Source organism: Microbulbifer aestuariivivens (assembly GCF_039545115.1).
In the GTDB taxonomy this organism is placed as follows: domain Bacteria; phylum Pseudomonadota; class Gammaproteobacteria; order Pseudomonadales; family Cellvibrionaceae; genus Microbulbifer; species Microbulbifer aestuariivivens.
Map to the genome: position 1 here is coordinate 106,573 of NZ_BAABRT010000011.1, position 14,855 is coordinate 121,427.

A 14,855-nucleotide genomic window follows, 5' to 3' on the forward strand; every position below is an offset into this window, starting at 1 on the left:
CCATTTCGCCTCAGCGAAACAATTAGGCAGCTTCCTGCTCCTTTTGGTCGCGAACGGCCGCAATAGTGCGGACCAGCTTGCCAGCGGATGCTTCTTTCAGAACGCTCATCAGCTTGGCGATCGCCTCGTCGTACGTCGGCAGACTTGCCAACAGTGCGACGTCGGTGATCGCGCCTTCAAAGGCGGCACCTTTCAGTTCCAGCTTGTCGTTCCCCTTGGCGAACTGGCTCAGGATGCGCGCACCGGCACCCGGATGTTCGTTGGAGAAAGCGATAATGCTGGGACCGACGAATTTCTCAGTGAGACATTCGTAATCAGTTCCCGCCAGAGCGCGACGCGCCAGAGTATTGCGGACGACTTTCAACCAAACGCCGTTCTCGCGAGCCTCTTTGCGCAGGGCAGTCATGTCATTCACGGTTACGCCACGGGAATCCGCAACGACCGCAGACAGAGCACCCTCAGCAGCCTGCTGGACTTCTGCGACAATTGCTTTCTTGTCTTCGAGTCCAATAGCCATAGTGTCACTCCTGGATTTGAAAAAAGACCGGCGCTAATGCCCCGATCCGTTCCGGTGCTTACAGCTCAAATCCAGTAAAAAAATACTGGTTTGGGCGACACCGTCTGCGTAGGCCCCGAGCCGAACAACTTCGCCCCGGAATTAAGCCGCGGGAAACGGATAACCGATTCCCGCTGACGCCTACGGTCTTTGACGGCCCGCGCGAAGCGCGGACCCCAAAGTTAGGTTCCCCTGGACGGGTATTACTTGATGTCCAGAGAGGCCTGGTCGATGGTCAGACCAGGGCCCATAGTCGTGCTCAGAGTGACCTTTTTCAGGTAAACACCCTTCGCGGAAGCCGGCTTGGCCTTTTTCAGGTCAGCGATCAATGCTTCCAGGTTCTCTTTCAGCGCTTTCGCGTCGAAGCTCACCTTGCCGATACCACCGTGGATGATGCCGCCTTTGTCAGCGCGGAAACGCACCTGACCAGCTTTGGCGTTCTTCACCGCAGTAACCACGTCCGGGGTTACGGTACCGGTCTTCGGGTTCGGCATCAGGCCACGCGGACCAAGGATCTGACCCAGCTGACCGACAACGCGCATGGCGTCTGGAGAGGCGATCACCACGTCGAAATCCATCTTGCCGGCTTTGACTTCAGCCGCCAGCTCGTCCATACCCACCAGGTCGGCGCCGGCTTCTTTAGCGGCGTCTGCATTGGCGCCCTGAGTAAAGACGGCAACACGCACGTCTTTACCGGTACCGTGAGGCAGAGTGGTCGCGCCACGCACAGCCTGGTCGGATTTACGCGGGTCGATACCCAGGTTCACAGAGGCATCGACAGTCTCGGCGAACTTGACGTTTGACAGCTCTTTCAGCAGTGCGACGGCGTCATCGAAACCGTAAGCCTTGCCGGACTCTACCTTCTCAGCGATTGCGCGCTGACGCTTGCTCAACTTAGCCACTTACACACCCTCCACTTCGATACCAGCACTGCGTGCGGAACCGGCGATAGTGCGCACGGCCGCGTCCAGGTCGGACGCAGTCAGGTCGGCCTTCTTCATTTCAACGATCTCTTCCAACTGAGCGCGGGTAACCTTACCCACTTTCTCGGTGTTGGGACGACCGGAGCCACTCTTGATCTTGGCAGCCTTGCGCAGCAGTACTGCGGCGGGCGGCGACTTCATGATGAAGGTGAAGGAGCGATCACTGTAAACAGAGATCACAACCGGAACCGGCAGGCCCGGCTCCAGGCTCTGGGTCTGCGCGTTGAACGCCTTACAGAACTCCATGATGTTCACGCCGTGCTGACCCAGCGCAGGGCCGACGGGCGGACTCGGGTTGGCCTGACCGGCCTTAACTTGCAGCTTGATGTAAGCTTCTACTTTCTTAGCCATTACAGCTTCCTCTTTGTCTGGGTGTTAACGCCTGCCCTGAACAGCCGCATGGCCACAGGACTGGGCTCCCCTCTCACCCCGAGATGACCGCTCAGGCAGCATCTTTCAGGGACGCGAAAGCCCTCCCCCACCTTGGGCGGGAGAGGGCCAAATCCTTCAGCTTCGCCTCAGGTCTTCTCGACCTGACCGAACTCCAACTCAACCGGTGTGGAACGACCAAAGATCAACACCGCCACCCGCAGGCGACTCTTCTCGTAGTTGACCTCTTCCACCACACCGTTGAAATCATTAAACGGACCATCGATAACCCGCACCATCTCGCCAGGCTCGAACAAGGTCTTGGGCTTCGGCTTATCCACCGAATCGTCGATGCGATTGAGGATGGCCTGCGCTTCACGGTCGGTGATCGGGGCCGGCTTGTCCGCCTTGCCGCCGATAAAACCCAGCACTCGCGGGGTCTCTTTGACCAGGTGCCAGGTATCGTCGTTGAGCTCCATCTCCACCAGCACATAACCCGGGAAGAATTTGCGCTCACTCTTGCGCTTCTGGCCGGCGCGCATTTCAACCACCTCTTCGGTGGGTACCAGCACCTCACCAAACAGGTGATCCATCTCGTGCAGCTCGATGCGCTCCTTCAGAGAGGAGGCGACGCGCTTTTCATAACCGGAATAGGCCTGAACTACGTACCAATGCTTAGACATGCGTCACCCTTAGCCGATGATCTTGGAAGCCGCCCACCCGAGGGCAGAATCCAGCGCCCATAGAATCAGCGCCATAATGAGCACGAAAACCACCACAATCGCGGTAGTCTGGGTGGCCTCCTGACGAGACGGCCATACAACCCGGCGAACCTCGGTCTGCGCCTCGCGCAGCAGGGTCCAGAGCGCATTGCCCTTGGCGGTTTTCGCCGCTACAAACAGCGCCACGAGACACAAGGCAACAATCGCCAGTACACGGTACAGAATGGGGAATTCGGCGTAGTAGGAGTTACCCGCCACGGCGGCACCGACCAGCAGAGCCACCAGCAGCCACTTCAGGCCGTCAAGACGAAAGGTTTTCGCCTCTACTTTAGCATTCATACGAAGAAGCCCTTAGCGCTTACAAACACAAACCTAGAAGTCATCCAAGGCTTGCGACGCCCTCAGGCATTATCATGACAGGGCGATTCGGAAGTTGGCAGGCCAGGAGGGACTCGAACCCCCAACAGCCGGTTTTGGAGACCGGTGCTCTACCAATTGAACTACTGGCCTAGAAACACTCGCAGGTGCCGCAGCACCTGAAAAACGAGGGGGCGAATCTTAGCACCGCCCCCTCGATTTGGCAAAGGCTCCCGACCGCAGACAGCCGGGGCACCTTCGGGATCAGCGATTACTCGATGATCTTGGCTACCACGCCGGCGCCAACGGTACGGCCGCCTTCGCGGATCGCGAAGCGCAGACCATCTTCCATGGCGATCGGTGCGATCAGGGTAACGGTCATCTGGACGTTGTCGCCCGGCATTACCATCTCGGTACCTTCCGGCAGCTCACACGCACCAGTTACGTCGGTGGTACGGAAGTAGAACTGCGGACGGTAGCCCTTGAAGAACGGGGTGTGACGACCACCTTCGTCCTTGGACAGTACGTACACTTCCGCTTCGAACTTGGTGTGCGGGGTGATGGAGCCCGGCTTGGCCAGTACCTGACCACGCTCTACGTCGTCACGCTTGGTGCCGCGCAGCAGGGCGCCGATGTTCTCACCAGCACGACCTTCGTCGAGCAGCTTGCGGAACATTTCAACACCAGTACAGGTAGTGGTGGTGGTTTCACGAATACCGACGATTTCGATTTCGTCGCCAGTCTTGATGATGCCACGCTCTACACGACCGGTTACTACAGTACCGCGACCAGAGATGGAGAATACGTCTTCGATCGGCATCAGGAACGGCTGATCTACGGCGCGCTCCGGCTCCGGGATGTACTCGTCCAGGGTTTCAACCAGCTTCTTAACAGCGGTGGTACCCATTTCGTTGTCGTCTTCGCCGTTCAGGGCCATCAGAGCGGAACCGGTGATGATCGGAGTGTCGTCACCCGGGAACTCGTACTGGTCCAGAAGTTCGCGAACTTCCATTTCAACCAGCTCGAGCAGCTCTTCGTCGTCCACCATGTCGGCTTTGTTCAGGAATACCACGATGTAAGGTACACCTACCTGACGGGACAGCAGGATGTGCTCGCGGGTCTGCGGCATGGGGCCGTCAGCTGCGGAACAAACCAGGATAGCGCCATCCATCTGCGCAGCACCAGTGATCATGTTCTTTACGTAGTCAGCGTGGCCGGGGCAGTCAACGTGCGCGTAGTGGCGAGTCGGGGACTCGTACTCTACGTGAGAGGTGGCGATGGTAATACCACGCTCACGCTCTTCCGGCGCATTGTCGATACCGTCGAAAGCAACGGCCGCACCGCCCCACACTTCTGAACAAACGCGGGTCAGAGCTGCAGTCAGGGTGGTTTTGCCGTGGTCAACGTGACCGATGGTGCCCACGTTTACGTGGGGCTTGGAACGTTCAAACTTTTCTTTTCCCATTGCTAGCCTCCTCAAGATAGGCGCACCAAGGCGTCACCTATGCACATAAGCCGCCGAATCGGGCACCAAAAACGCAACACCCGGATACAAACAGCCGCAGAGACACCTGCCCCCGCGGCCATTGAAAAATGGAGCTCATGGGCGGATTTGAACCGCCGACCTCACCCTTACCAAGGGTGTGCTCTACCCCTGAGCTACATGAGCACTTCGCCACCACAAGCAACCACTACAAAGATGAAAGCCAGGCAGCTGGTCGACACTGCCGACCACTCGGGCGCCATCCCGGCGACCCATTCCCTCATACTCCACGAGCGAACAAGTGGAGCGGGCAGCGGGAATCGAACCCGCATCATCAGCTTGGAAGGCTGAGGTTCTACCATTGAACTATGCCCGCGTGCGGGAGCTCCAGGCAAAAGGCCTCAAACCAAACCTTCCGCTGGCGACACCTCGTGAAAGGCATCTCAAAATGGTGCAGGGGGGTGGATTCGAACCACCGAAGCTTGCGCGTCAGATTTACAGTCTGATCCCTTTGGCCACTCGGGAACCCCTGCTCGAAAGCGGCGTGTATTCTCTACACAGGCCGTTGCGCTGTCAACACTTTTTCTTTGGATTTCACAGACTTAGCTGCGAAACCTAATGTGACAACACAGAGACAAAATGGAGCTGGCGAGAGGAGTCGAACCCCCGACCGGCTGATTACAAGTCAGCTGCTCTACCAACTGAGCTACGCCAGCTTTGCCTCTTATACTTGAGCTGCCGATGTTCGACCCCTCAAGTGAGGCCGGGATTCTAGGGTAACTTCCGCCGACAAGCAACTGTTGCACAAGCAGTTTTTTCACTTCGCCGGCAGTCACGCCGACAGCCGCCGGCCACCCTAGTCTGACTCTAGCTCCTGACACAGATTCTGTTTGCGATCCATCTGTGGATAGTCGAGCTGAAGCTGCTGCCAGAACGCCTCCGCCAGCGCAGCCTCCGCGCCCGCCTCGAGCAGTATCCAGCGCTCGAGATAGGTGCGCGGCTCTTCGCGGGTCAACACCGGATAACCCCGCTGGCGCAATTCAGCCGCAAGGGATTCAGCCCGCTCCTCCTCGGAAAATATCCCGAAGGAAATCCCATTGGTGAGTGACCCCTTGGGTATTAAATAGGTGTCAACGCCCTCCGCCTGCAATTCCCGCAGCTTGCGCAGGGCCTCCTGGCGCGACCCCAGTGGCGACAGGTACACCCAGTAGCGCATCTGTCCCGCCATCTGTATTTCGCGCAAACGGGCGGGAATCTGCAGCGCCGCCAGCCTCTCGACGATGTCCTCGCCCTGATAAACCTCCTCCACCGGACCGATAATGGTGCACAGAGATTTGCCTGCCACTGCGGCAGGCACATTGACGGCCCGCTCACGCTTTGGCTGCGGCTTTGGCTCTTGCTCTAGCCTCGGCTGGGTATTTGCAGGCACCTCACCCACCAGCTCGATGCGCTTACCTTCCGGCAGCGCCGGAACTTCAGCTGTATTTCCCGCAACAGCCGGTGCAGCCGGGCCGGCGAAATAGCGAAACCAGGCAAAAGCGCCAATATTGGCGACCAAGAGAAGGAGTACGATCCAGCGCATAGGCAGTCAGTGGGAGCGAAAGCCCCGGTTGATTATCAGTTACGGGTTGCTGAGTGCGAGGCCATCCAGGACCAGATCGGGCCGCAACTCGGCGCGATGGCGCGTCAGCGATGCGAGCAGCGCGCCATCACCACCGGTGAGCACCAGTAAAGGCGCAGGCGCCTTAACCGCGAGCCGCCCCATGGCTTCATCGATAGCGCCGAGCACCATCAACACCAGCCCGCGGTTCACCGCCGCAGTGGTATCACAGCCCGCATCCAGACTCATTCCGGCCTCGAGGGTATCGGGCACCTTGACCGCATCGGTATCACGGAACAGCGCCCGGCGCATCAGACCCAGCCCCGGGACTATATAGCCGCCGAGATGCTGTCCGCCAGCCCCCAACAAGTCAAGGGTGACCGCGCTACCGCAGTCAGCCACCAGACAGGGGCGCTGAAAATGCTGATGGGCGGCAATCACCGCGAGCCAGCGATCCACTCCCAAGCGGGACACATCGCGGTAACCGCAGGTGACACCGGCGCATTGGCTCTCCACGCGAGCAAACTCAACAGAGCCCCAGCCCAACTCCTCGGCGATGGCGCAAAGCCCGGTGGCTGCTTCGCTCCCGGCCACATTGGCCGCCCGTACCCGCGTGACCGGCAACTCCCGCCACATTGCCGGTACCGCACCAACCCTTAGGCTCTGGGTCTCCACTACGCCGGCATGCCCCGGTATCCCCACGGGCGTGGCGCCAGCTGGCGAGAGCAGCCTCCATTTACTGCGGGTGTTGCCGAGGTCGAGCTCCAGGATCATTTGCGGCCTCGGTCTGCATCTAAGTCGCCCGAAGCGCGCAGGGAGACCTCACCGCCGTGAAAGCGCCTCACCTCGCCATCAATGTCCAGCAGCAGCGCGCCGCTGGCATCGACGCCGAGGTTGCTGCCGCGCCACTCGGTCGAGGCCGTGTGCAGACTGACTTCCTGCCCGGCGAATTGATCCAGCCGTTCCCAACTGCTGCGATAGGCCGCAAAGCCCGCGCGGGGATAGTCGTTCAACAGCGTCAACAACTCGTCCAGCATGGCCGCCGCCAGCTCATTGCGAGCCACGCCAGGGCGCACGGTGGCGAGATCAATCCACGGCTGATCGATGCCGCGCGCGGCAGCCTCGGCAAGGCCGACGTTCAGCCCCACCCCCACAACAACAGCGCAGCGGTCGGTCAGATCTCCGCTCAATTCCAGCAGCACTCCGGCGAGCTTGCGCCCCTGACACCAGACATCGTTGGGCCACTTCAGGCGCACACCCGGTACATCGAAGCGCTCCAGCGCCCGCGCAAGCGCCACCCCCACCGCCAGACTCAGCCCCTCCAGCAGCTGCACACCGCCCTGAAACTGCCAGCCGACAGATAAACTGATACCGGCGCCGAATGGGCTCAGCCAGGCCCGCCCCCGGCGCCCCCTGCCCGCGGTCTGCTGTTCCGCGAGTATCGCCAGGCCGTGGCCGGAGCCGGATTCCAGGCACTCCAGCACCCGCGCATTGGTGGAATCCACCTGATCGACGACGCGAAGCTCGCCGAGCAGCGCCCGCCCGCCATCACTCAAGCGCGCTTTTATGGCATCGACAGAGAGCAGATCGAGACCGCCCGGCAGGCGATAACCGCGCCCCTTTTCCGACTCAACCGACAGCCCCAGCTGCTCAAGCTTCTGCAACTGCTTCCACACCGCGGCGCGACTGACTCCCAGCGCGGCACCGAGAGATTCGCCGGAATGGATCTCACCATCTGCCAGCAACTCCATCAACGGCCGCAATGCGGCTGAAGCACCCTTACTCATGTATCCGTTTTCCCCACTGCGTCAGACTGCCGTCGCTGGCGACGGCCGAGACGGGTCAGAATTTAATGACCGATGACCGATGACCGATGACCGATGACCGATGACCGATGACCGCTAGTATCGAGGGCGGCTTGCACAAGCCCCTAGCCCGTTGCCAGCTAAAAGATTCCCACGCATACACCCTGTTCAGGCCGCCGCCAACAAGGCTTCACGGCGCAGTGCCCGCCCCCCAATCGCGACAAATCCGCCCACCATCAGCAGGGTGACCAGCGAACCCGCCAGCAGCATCGGCAGCGACACCGCCTCGCCCACCAGCAGCGCTTTCAGCCACTGCTGCTGACCGACCAATGGCACCAGCTGCCAGGCCGGCTTATCCAGCTGCACCTGGGACATATCCAGAGCCATCAGCACAAACAGGGGGGCCACCTGCAGAATGCTGAGCCGCATCTGCGCATCCTTGAAGGATCTGGAACCCAGCGCCAGTAGCAACTGCACCACCGCCACCATCAAGGCGAGCGGCAACAGCAGCAGCCCCATGGTCACCAGGTCGGCAAGGCTGCTGCTCTGCTGTATCCCCAATTCCGCCAGCGGCATAACCGGAATCAGCAGCGCCAGCGCCCCGACTGCGAGCAAACCGCCCAGCCAGCCCATGCTGGCCACCGCCAGCGTCTTCGCCAGCACCACTTGCCAGGCTGGCAGTGGCTGCATCAAGAGGCTCTCCAGGCTGAGGCGCTCCCGCTCGCCCGCCGAGGCATCCACAGCGGTCGCCAGGCTGGCAACAAACAGTGTCATGATCAGCAACGCCGGCACGGAAGCCAGTATCAACTGGCCGCGCTCGGAGGGTGTGCTGACATCGCGCACTTCTATGCGCCAGGGCGAGAACAGCTGCGGGGCGACCCCGCGGGCGATGGCCCGCTGCTGGACGATCTGCTGCTGCAGGGGCGCGAGGCGCTCCAGCAGTTGGCTGCGGGCGCGACCGGCGTCCTTGGATGCGCCATCAACATACAGATAAAGCCGGGGCATGGCGAAGGCACTATAGTCCCGCGCGAAATCCTCGCCGACTTGGAGCACCAGGTCGTAGTCACCGGCAAGAAGCTGTGCGGGGTCACCTTCATCCAGCTGATCCACCAGTAACCGCCCGCCGGACAGCTGCTGTATCAATAGCGGCACCTGCCCGCCACCGAGCACCGCCACCCGGGAATCGTTCTCGGCTTTGACCTTGACCATAAAAACCGTGACAGCGGTAATCATCGCGGGAAACAGCAGGGCGAAGGTGATGGCCGTAAACAGGGCGCGCCTGTCGCGCCACGCTTCCAGAAGCTCTTTGTACAACAGCGCGCCAATCGGCGCCGGCATCCATCGCCGCAACAGTTTCATAGCGCCTCCCCCCGCGCAGCGTCCACCGCCCGACCATAAGCCAGCGCGACGAAGGTATCTTCGAGGTTATCGCAGCCACAACCGGCCATCAGCGCACGCGGCTCATCATCCCCTACCAGCCGCCCCGCCGCCATGACCAGCACCCGGTCCGCAAGCTCCAGCACTTCGGACATAACATGGCTGGAAAACACGATACTGGTTCCAGAATCCCGCAGACGCAGCAGCGTGCGCCGCAACAGCCGCGCCGCCAGCACATCCAGGCCCCGTGTCGGCTCGTCGAGGATCAGGTGTCGCGGACGATGCACCAGCGCGCGGGCCAGGGACACCTTCATCCGCTCCCCCTGCGAGAAACCGAGGGTGCGCCGCTCCCACAGGTCTTCCAGTTCGAGCTCAGCGCGCACCGCCTCCAGCGATTGTGACAGCTGCGCTCCCCGCAGCCCCTGCATTTGTGCAAACAGGGCCAGGTACTCCCGCACCGACAGGCGCTCGTAAAGCCCCTCGCGATCGCCGACGACCCCCAACAGGCGCCTTGCCGCCAGTGGATCGCGGGCCACATCAATACCTCCGACGCGGACGCAGCCGGCGTCGGCGCGCAAAAGGCCGGTGACAATTCTCAGGCAGGTGGTTTTGCCTGCGCCGTTGGCACCGAGCAGCGCCGTGATCCGGCCGTCGGGGAGGGTAAAACTCAGGTCGCGCAACACCAACCGCCCGCCAAACTGCTTTCGCAGGGATTGCACTTCGATCATTCCGCCACCTCATTGCGAACAACCGCAGAGCCGGCCTGCTGAGACCCGGCATCCAGAGCAGGACCAGACGCAGCCACCATAAAGGGCGGTCGGCGGATTTCACTCACGCAAGCGGCATCCAGCGGCTGTTCCGGGTCGCCGAGAAAGTCTGCGATCAATTCCGGGATACAACCCCGGCGGCTGTTGATATGCCCACCACCATCGACTATGAGATGCCGTTTATGGCTCAGGTATTCCAGCTGGCTGTCGGCATAGTGGGGCGGGGTGATCGGGTCGGCACTGCCGGAAATCAGCAGCACCGGATGGTCCCGCGGTTGCGGATCTGTGTAGGGGGCTGGCGGCACTGGCCAGACGCGGCACCCGGCAAGGAAAAGGTCAATAAAAGCGCTGCCGAGAAATGTATCGCGGCTGTCCGCGACCACCTCTGCGTCGCTGATCCTGCTGAGCTCCTCAGCGCAGGCAACAGAAAACGTCAGGCCCATCGACATGGAGTCGGCTGCAGGTAAAAAGAGGCTCGTAAGCCCGGAGAGTGGCAGCAGGTTGCCAACAGCAGCCTGGTGAATCACATACGGCAGCTGCGCCGCGGCAGCGGGGTCATAAAGGGCAGTGCGCACCGCGTTGGCCAGCTCCCAGCGCGGCACGCGGCGCTGCAGAGGCGCACCGGTCAGTGGATCGGCAAGACGGCCAGCCACACTCTCCCAGTCGCGCAGCAATTGATCGAGTTCACTGCGCCAGTCTCCCAGCGCGGCGCAGCTCCTGTCCTCCCTGCAGTCTTCCTGCAGCTCGACCAGTGCCTGCTCGGCGGCCCCGGCGCTAAGAAAAACCTTTGCATCGATGGGCGCCACCGCGTCCAGCACCAAAACACTCAGGGATTGTGGATACCATTGCTGGTACAGCAGCGCTGTGCGCGTACCCCAGGAACCGCCCCAGAGGGCGATTTTGTCGTGCCCCAGATGCCCGCGCACCTGTTCGAGATCTTCAACCGCCCGGCGGCTGTTCAGGCCCTCGGTGCGGGCCTGCTGCTCCCGGTAGCAGCGGCCCAGCCGCGCACTCAACGTCTCCAGGTCCGCCGGGAGCTCTTGTTGCAGTCCACAGTCAAAGGCGCCGCTTCTTCCGGCGCCGCGCCGGTCCACCATCACGATGTCCCGGTTGCGATTAACCTTGCGAAAACTGTGCAGCAGCGGTGCCAGATGACTTGCCGCCTGACCCGGGCCACCGGCCAGCAGGTATAGAGGCTCACTGCCATCCGGGTTGATCGCGGGTGCAACCGCGACTGCCAGCAACACCGGTTTCGATTCAGTGCCGACCGGGACCTGATAGCAGCGCAGCGACTGCGACCAGCCATGCAAGTGACAGGCCTCCGGCTGCGACTTCTCTGCAGCAGCGTTAGCTCTGAACGGCGCCAGCACCATTAAACAGACCGAAAGGGCACACAGCGCCCCCACAACAAGTTCTCTGGTCTGCTCCATTGCCATCGGACGGAACTCCACATTTACCATCAGTGCCTGGCAGTTTAACCAAACACGGCGGGCGAGTCCCCAGCGACGGGAATTCGCGCAGCCGGCCTCCCGGTGGTATGGTTTCTTCATACCAGTCACGGCTGCACCGCCATGAACTTTTCAGAGCCAGAAAAACAACTGATCCAGGCGGCCTTCGTCTGGGGCCAGATAGCCCAGCAACAGGGTTATACACTTTCCGACCTGGATATCGAAAAGTCGGTGCTGTTACACCGGCTGCTCTCCGGCCGTCCTCCCCTGGCCTTCCCCCCGCCCCTCCGCCACGGCTTTCCCTGGTACGAGGTCATCGAAGGGGGTGACACATTCATCGTCAATGTCTCGGAGGCCACCGCCGACGCAGACACTCTTATGTCGGGCAAGGCCGCGCGCTCAACCAGTGGTGCGGGGGACACCTGCATAATGATCGAAGGCTCCCCCTGGCGCGTGGCCGCAAGCCTGCGCACAGGCGAGGAGTACATCGTTGAATGGGGTCGCTACCCGATGCAGTGGCGGCTGTGCAAGCACTGGCAAGTTAACGATGAAATGACCCTGCAGCTTCAGCGGTTCCGCGCTGCCAATCCCGCAGCGGAGGCCCAGCTGGAGCCAGCCGTTGACCAGCGAGAGTATGGTGAGTTGCGGGTGGACGAAATGGACACTGTCTGGCACAGCCAGTGGCACCTCACCCGCATCGGCCTGTCCGGCTGGATTTGGCTCGGCACACCGGAGGAACCCCCGCACAGCAAAGAACGGACACCTCTGCACGAGGACAGCCGTGGCCCCTTGCTGCTCGGGGACTCGGACACTCCGCGGGGCAGCCTATGGCTGCGGGTCGAAGAGGCCGAAGGTGAATCGCGCTTTATCCAACTCGGGGGAGACTGCGACTACCAACAGCTGGTCCGGCAAGCGAAAAGCGACCCGGAAAGTCTTATTCACTGCGTGCAGGGAGACACACTGCGGGTCATGGACTGCCACGGCTTAAATCCCCTGCGGCAGGTCTCAATCCCAGCGCAGCTGGCCCCATGGGAAAACTTCGAACTGGGACTGCGGGCCTTCGAGCTGGTCCCGGAGAACGCCCACGCAGACTGAACTCAGTCTTAGTCCACGTCACGGCCTCGAGCGGCCCGCAGCAATAAAAACCAAGGTTCCAGTGGCAGGTCCACCTCCATCGCCGCGACCGCACTCCTCAGCCGCTCAATTTTGCCACTACCAAGTACCGGCACCATTTGGCTGGGATGTTTCAGTAGCCAGCTGAGAGCCATTTGCTGAGCATCCAATCCCAATTCACCTTGCAGCGATTCCATACAGTCCCGCACACGCACGGCCGCCTCCGTTTCAGCGGTAAACAAATCTCCACCCGCGAAAGGAGACCAGGCCATGGGAATAACCCTCTCCTGCTGGCAATAGTCCAGCTGGCCGTCGAACATAGGCGCATTGTGCAGCAATGAAACTTCGATTTGGTTGACGATCAGGCGCGCATAAAGGCGTGACTGCAGCAATCCCAACTGGTGTGGCAAGAAATTAGACACCCCGACAGCCCGCACTTTGCCGCTTTCCACCAGTTTATCCAACGCACCGGCGAGCGCCTCCGCATCCAGCAGCGGGTCGGGCCGGTGCAGCAGCAACAGATCGAGATAGTCTGTGCCGAGTTTCTGCAGACTCCCCTCCACTGAGCGCATCACATGCGCTGGACTCAGGTCGTAATGGTTCAAGCGGTAATTCTTCTCTCGCCCGCACAGCTTGATACCGCACTTGCTGACGATTTCCATGCGCTCGCGGATCGAGGGGTCCAGCCGCAGTGCCTCACCGAACAGGGTCTCGCATTGATAGTCAGCATAAATATCCGCAAGATCGAAGGTCGTTACCCCCATATCCAGCAGTTCCTGCGCGAGACTCAGCCGTGCCTGCGCGCCCATTTTCCAGCTGCCGATCCGCCAAAGACCCATGGACAAACGGGACATAGAAAAGTCCGGATTTAAAGCAGAAGTCACTCTTTGCATACGGCCAGCACTCCTCCTCATTAATCAATATGTGTCAGACAAGCATGCCTGCCTGCCTGCCTGCCTGCCTGCCTGCCGCCATTGTAGTTTTGCACTTGGCTTTTGCTGCCGCACCTATCTTCCTGAATATCCCGCAACAGACAGCCCCGGTGATTCTGCTCACTTGTCCGGCTGACCACATCAACTGATCGCCCCAGCTACTATCCACAGCCAGTGAAGTCGGTATTACTAACAGAATCACGGGAAGGAGCTGTGAATAAACACGGTATAGATTTGGCTGGTGCCGATAAATCGTGGCATACAGATACCCGCGCAAAAAAACACCGACTGGGCACCGAGGATTAAAGCCTGTATATCCAAACAGCTTTTGAAACACGGCAGACTAAAGCCTTGCGCATAACTGGCATTAACAAAAGCTTCCTGGTCGTCATTCCACAGAAATTATCCCCAAGACAAGAGCTTATCTGTGGAAAGAGCGAGGACCAGGGTTCAGGGGAGGAGGACAAAGCACTAGTGTGCGCTCACAGGGTGACTCGTCATAGATTGTTCACAGAGATACTGGAAACAACTGTGCATAACCCCGGGAAAGATAGCCCAGAGTTAGACACCGTAAGGGATAGCTATAAAAGATGAAAAAAACACCAGAGCTGCCGCGACGCCGTGACCGCACATTTTTACGGATAGACAGTCACCTGCTGTCATACCCTAACTCTGCACGGCCTACTGAAGAATAAAATTTTCTCTCTGGTTGCAATTGAAATTAGGACTGAGGCTGTGGCGACGTGCGCAAACAGAAAAACCGAAAAACTAGAGAAACAAAAGAAACAAAAGAAATAAGAGAAATAAGAGAAATAAGAGAAATAAGAGAAATAAAAAAACAAGAGAAACACCCGAGTCTCCCGAAGAGTTGCCTCGCCTTGGCGCCGGTCGCAAACGAGCTGCCAGTTAAGTGACGCCCCCATCGAAAAACAAAGCACCGATACCTATCCAGACATACGCGGTGCGTCGAAAATTACCGTCAATTCAACTTTCCAAACAAAAAAGGGCCACCCTGCAGGGCGACCCTTTAATCGTGCTAACCGTGCTAACCGTGCTAATCGTTTAATGCGCGTTGAAGACGCTGAACCCCAAGGCACGGCCACTTGTCATGAGCACTGAGACGCAGCCGAGAGTGGGACGAGTATTTGCCTCGTCCAGGTTATCCGCCCTCGCATAAGGCCATGATCTGCCTTGATCGCAGCGGTTGTGCATTTCGATTCAGCGTAAAAGAAGAAAGGCCGTACAGTTACCTGTACGGCCTTTCGGGTTTGAAGCCTGACGATGACCTACTCTCACATGGGGAAGCCCCACACTACCATCGGCGATGTTGCGTTTCACTTCTG

14 protein-coding genes and 5 tRNA genes are annotated in these 14,855 nt (G+C 60.0%); 1 reads left to right on the forward strand and 18 read right to left on the reverse strand.

What is annotated here, in order from left to right; translation table 11 throughout:
* Positions 1 to 22: 22 nt before the first annotated feature.
* From rplJ to ABEA58_RS08510, 17 genes are all read right to left on the reverse strand, one after another.
* Positions 23 to 517 (reverse strand): 50S ribosomal protein L10, encoded by a 495-nt coding sequence (gene rplJ / locus ABEA58_RS08430; RefSeq protein WP_345550582.1) that lies wholly within the window; start codon positions 515 to 517, stop codon positions 23 to 25.
* A gap of 242 nt (positions 518 to 759) precedes the next feature.
* Entirely contained in the window at positions 760 to 1,458 is a 699-nt protein-coding gene (rplA, locus tag ABEA58_RS08435; protein ID WP_345550584.1) for a 50S ribosomal protein L1, read from the reverse strand.
* On the reverse strand, positions 1,459 to 1,890 hold the full coding sequence (gene rplK, locus ABEA58_RS08440; RefSeq protein WP_345550586.1) for a 50S ribosomal protein L11: 432 nt from the start codon (positions 1,888 to 1,890) through the stop codon (positions 1,459 to 1,461).
* Between the two features lie 167 nt (positions 1,891 to 2,057).
* Positions 2,058 to 2,591, reverse strand: coding sequence for a transcription termination/antitermination protein NusG (gene nusG, locus ABEA58_RS08445; RefSeq protein WP_091517132.1), 534 nt, complete (start codon positions 2,589 to 2,591; stop codon positions 2,058 to 2,060).
* Positions 2,592 to 2,600: 9 nt separating this feature from the next.
* The gene (gene secE, locus ABEA58_RS08450) at positions 2,601 to 2,969 is read right to left on the reverse strand and encodes a preprotein translocase subunit SecE (protein ID WP_345550588.1); all 369 of its coding nucleotides are present in this window, start codon (positions 2,967 to 2,969) and stop codon (positions 2,601 to 2,603) included.
* A 95-nt stretch (positions 2,970 to 3,064) separates the two neighbouring features.
* Positions 3,065 to 3,140, reverse strand: a tRNA-Trp gene (locus tag ABEA58_RS08455).
* Between the two features lie 118 nt (positions 3,141 to 3,258).
* Positions 3,259 to 4,452: an elongation factor Tu gene (gene tuf / locus ABEA58_RS08460; protein WP_345550569.1), complete on the reverse strand. Its 1,194-nt coding sequence runs from the start codon at positions 4,450 to 4,452 to the stop codon at positions 3,259 to 3,261.
* 129 nt (positions 4,453 to 4,581) lie between these two features.
* Positions 4,582 to 4,656: transfer RNA gene (locus ABEA58_RS08465), tRNA-Thr, on the reverse strand.
* A gap of 116 nt (positions 4,657 to 4,772) precedes the next feature.
* A tRNA-Gly gene (locus ABEA58_RS08470) sits at positions 4,773 to 4,846 on the reverse strand.
* A 73-nt stretch (positions 4,847 to 4,919) separates the two neighbouring features.
* Positions 4,920 to 5,003, reverse strand: a tRNA-Tyr gene (locus tag ABEA58_RS08475).
* Positions 5,004 to 5,110: 107 nt separating this feature from the next.
* Positions 5,111 to 5,186: transfer RNA gene (locus tag ABEA58_RS08480), tRNA-Thr, on the reverse strand.
* A gap of 140 nt (positions 5,187 to 5,326) precedes the next feature.
* Positions 5,327 to 6,052 (reverse strand): SPOR domain-containing protein, encoded by a 726-nt coding sequence (locus ABEA58_RS08485; protein ID WP_345550589.1) that lies wholly within the window; start codon positions 6,050 to 6,052, stop codon positions 5,327 to 5,329.
* Positions 6,053 to 6,091: 39 nt separating this feature from the next.
* On the reverse strand, positions 6,092 to 6,844 hold the full coding sequence (locus ABEA58_RS08490; RefSeq protein ID WP_345550591.1) for a type III pantothenate kinase: 753 nt from the start codon (positions 6,842 to 6,844) through the stop codon (positions 6,092 to 6,094).
* Positions 6,841 to 7,857 (reverse strand): bifunctional biotin--[acetyl-CoA-carboxylase] ligase/biotin operon repressor BirA, encoded by a 1,017-nt coding sequence (gene birA, locus ABEA58_RS08495; protein WP_345550593.1) that lies wholly within the window; start codon positions 7,855 to 7,857, stop codon positions 6,841 to 6,843. The genes ABEA58_RS08490 and birA overlap by 4 nt, the downstream gene beginning before the upstream one ends.
* A 186-nt stretch (positions 7,858 to 8,043) precedes the next feature.
* Complete coding sequence (locus ABEA58_RS08500; RefSeq protein WP_345550595.1) at positions 8,044 to 9,234, reverse strand: ABC transporter permease; 1,191 nt, start codon at positions 9,232 to 9,234, stop codon at positions 8,044 to 8,046.
* A complete protein-coding gene (locus ABEA58_RS08505; protein ID WP_345550597.1) occupies positions 9,231 to 9,980 on the reverse strand; it encodes an ABC transporter ATP-binding protein in 750 nt (249 codons plus the stop codon). Before ABEA58_RS08505 ends, ABEA58_RS08500 begins: the two co-directional genes overlap by 4 nt.
* Positions 9,977 to 11,569, reverse strand: a complete 1,593-nt coding sequence (locus ABEA58_RS08510; RefSeq protein WP_345550598.1) for an alpha/beta fold hydrolase — start codon at positions 11,567 to 11,569, stop codon at positions 9,977 to 9,979. The genes ABEA58_RS08505 and ABEA58_RS08510 overlap by 4 nt, the downstream gene beginning before the upstream one ends.
* Before the next feature lie 21 nt (positions 11,570 to 11,590).
* Here ABEA58_RS08510 and ABEA58_RS08515 point away from each other — a divergent pair, with 21 nt between their 5' ends.
* Entirely contained in the window at positions 11,591 to 12,562 is a 972-nt protein-coding gene (locus ABEA58_RS08515; protein ID WP_345550599.1) for a hypothetical protein, read from the forward strand.
* Between the two features lie 8 nt (positions 12,563 to 12,570).
* Here the strand turns inward: ABEA58_RS08515 and ABEA58_RS08520 are convergent, their stop codons facing one another.
* Positions 12,571 to 13,434 carry an aldo/keto reductase gene (locus ABEA58_RS08520; RefSeq protein ID WP_345550601.1) on the reverse strand — a complete coding sequence of 288 codons (864 nt, stop codon included), beginning with the start codon at positions 13,432 to 13,434 and terminating at the stop codon, positions 12,571 to 12,573.
* Between the last annotated feature and the right edge of the window lie 1,421 nt (positions 13,435 to 14,855).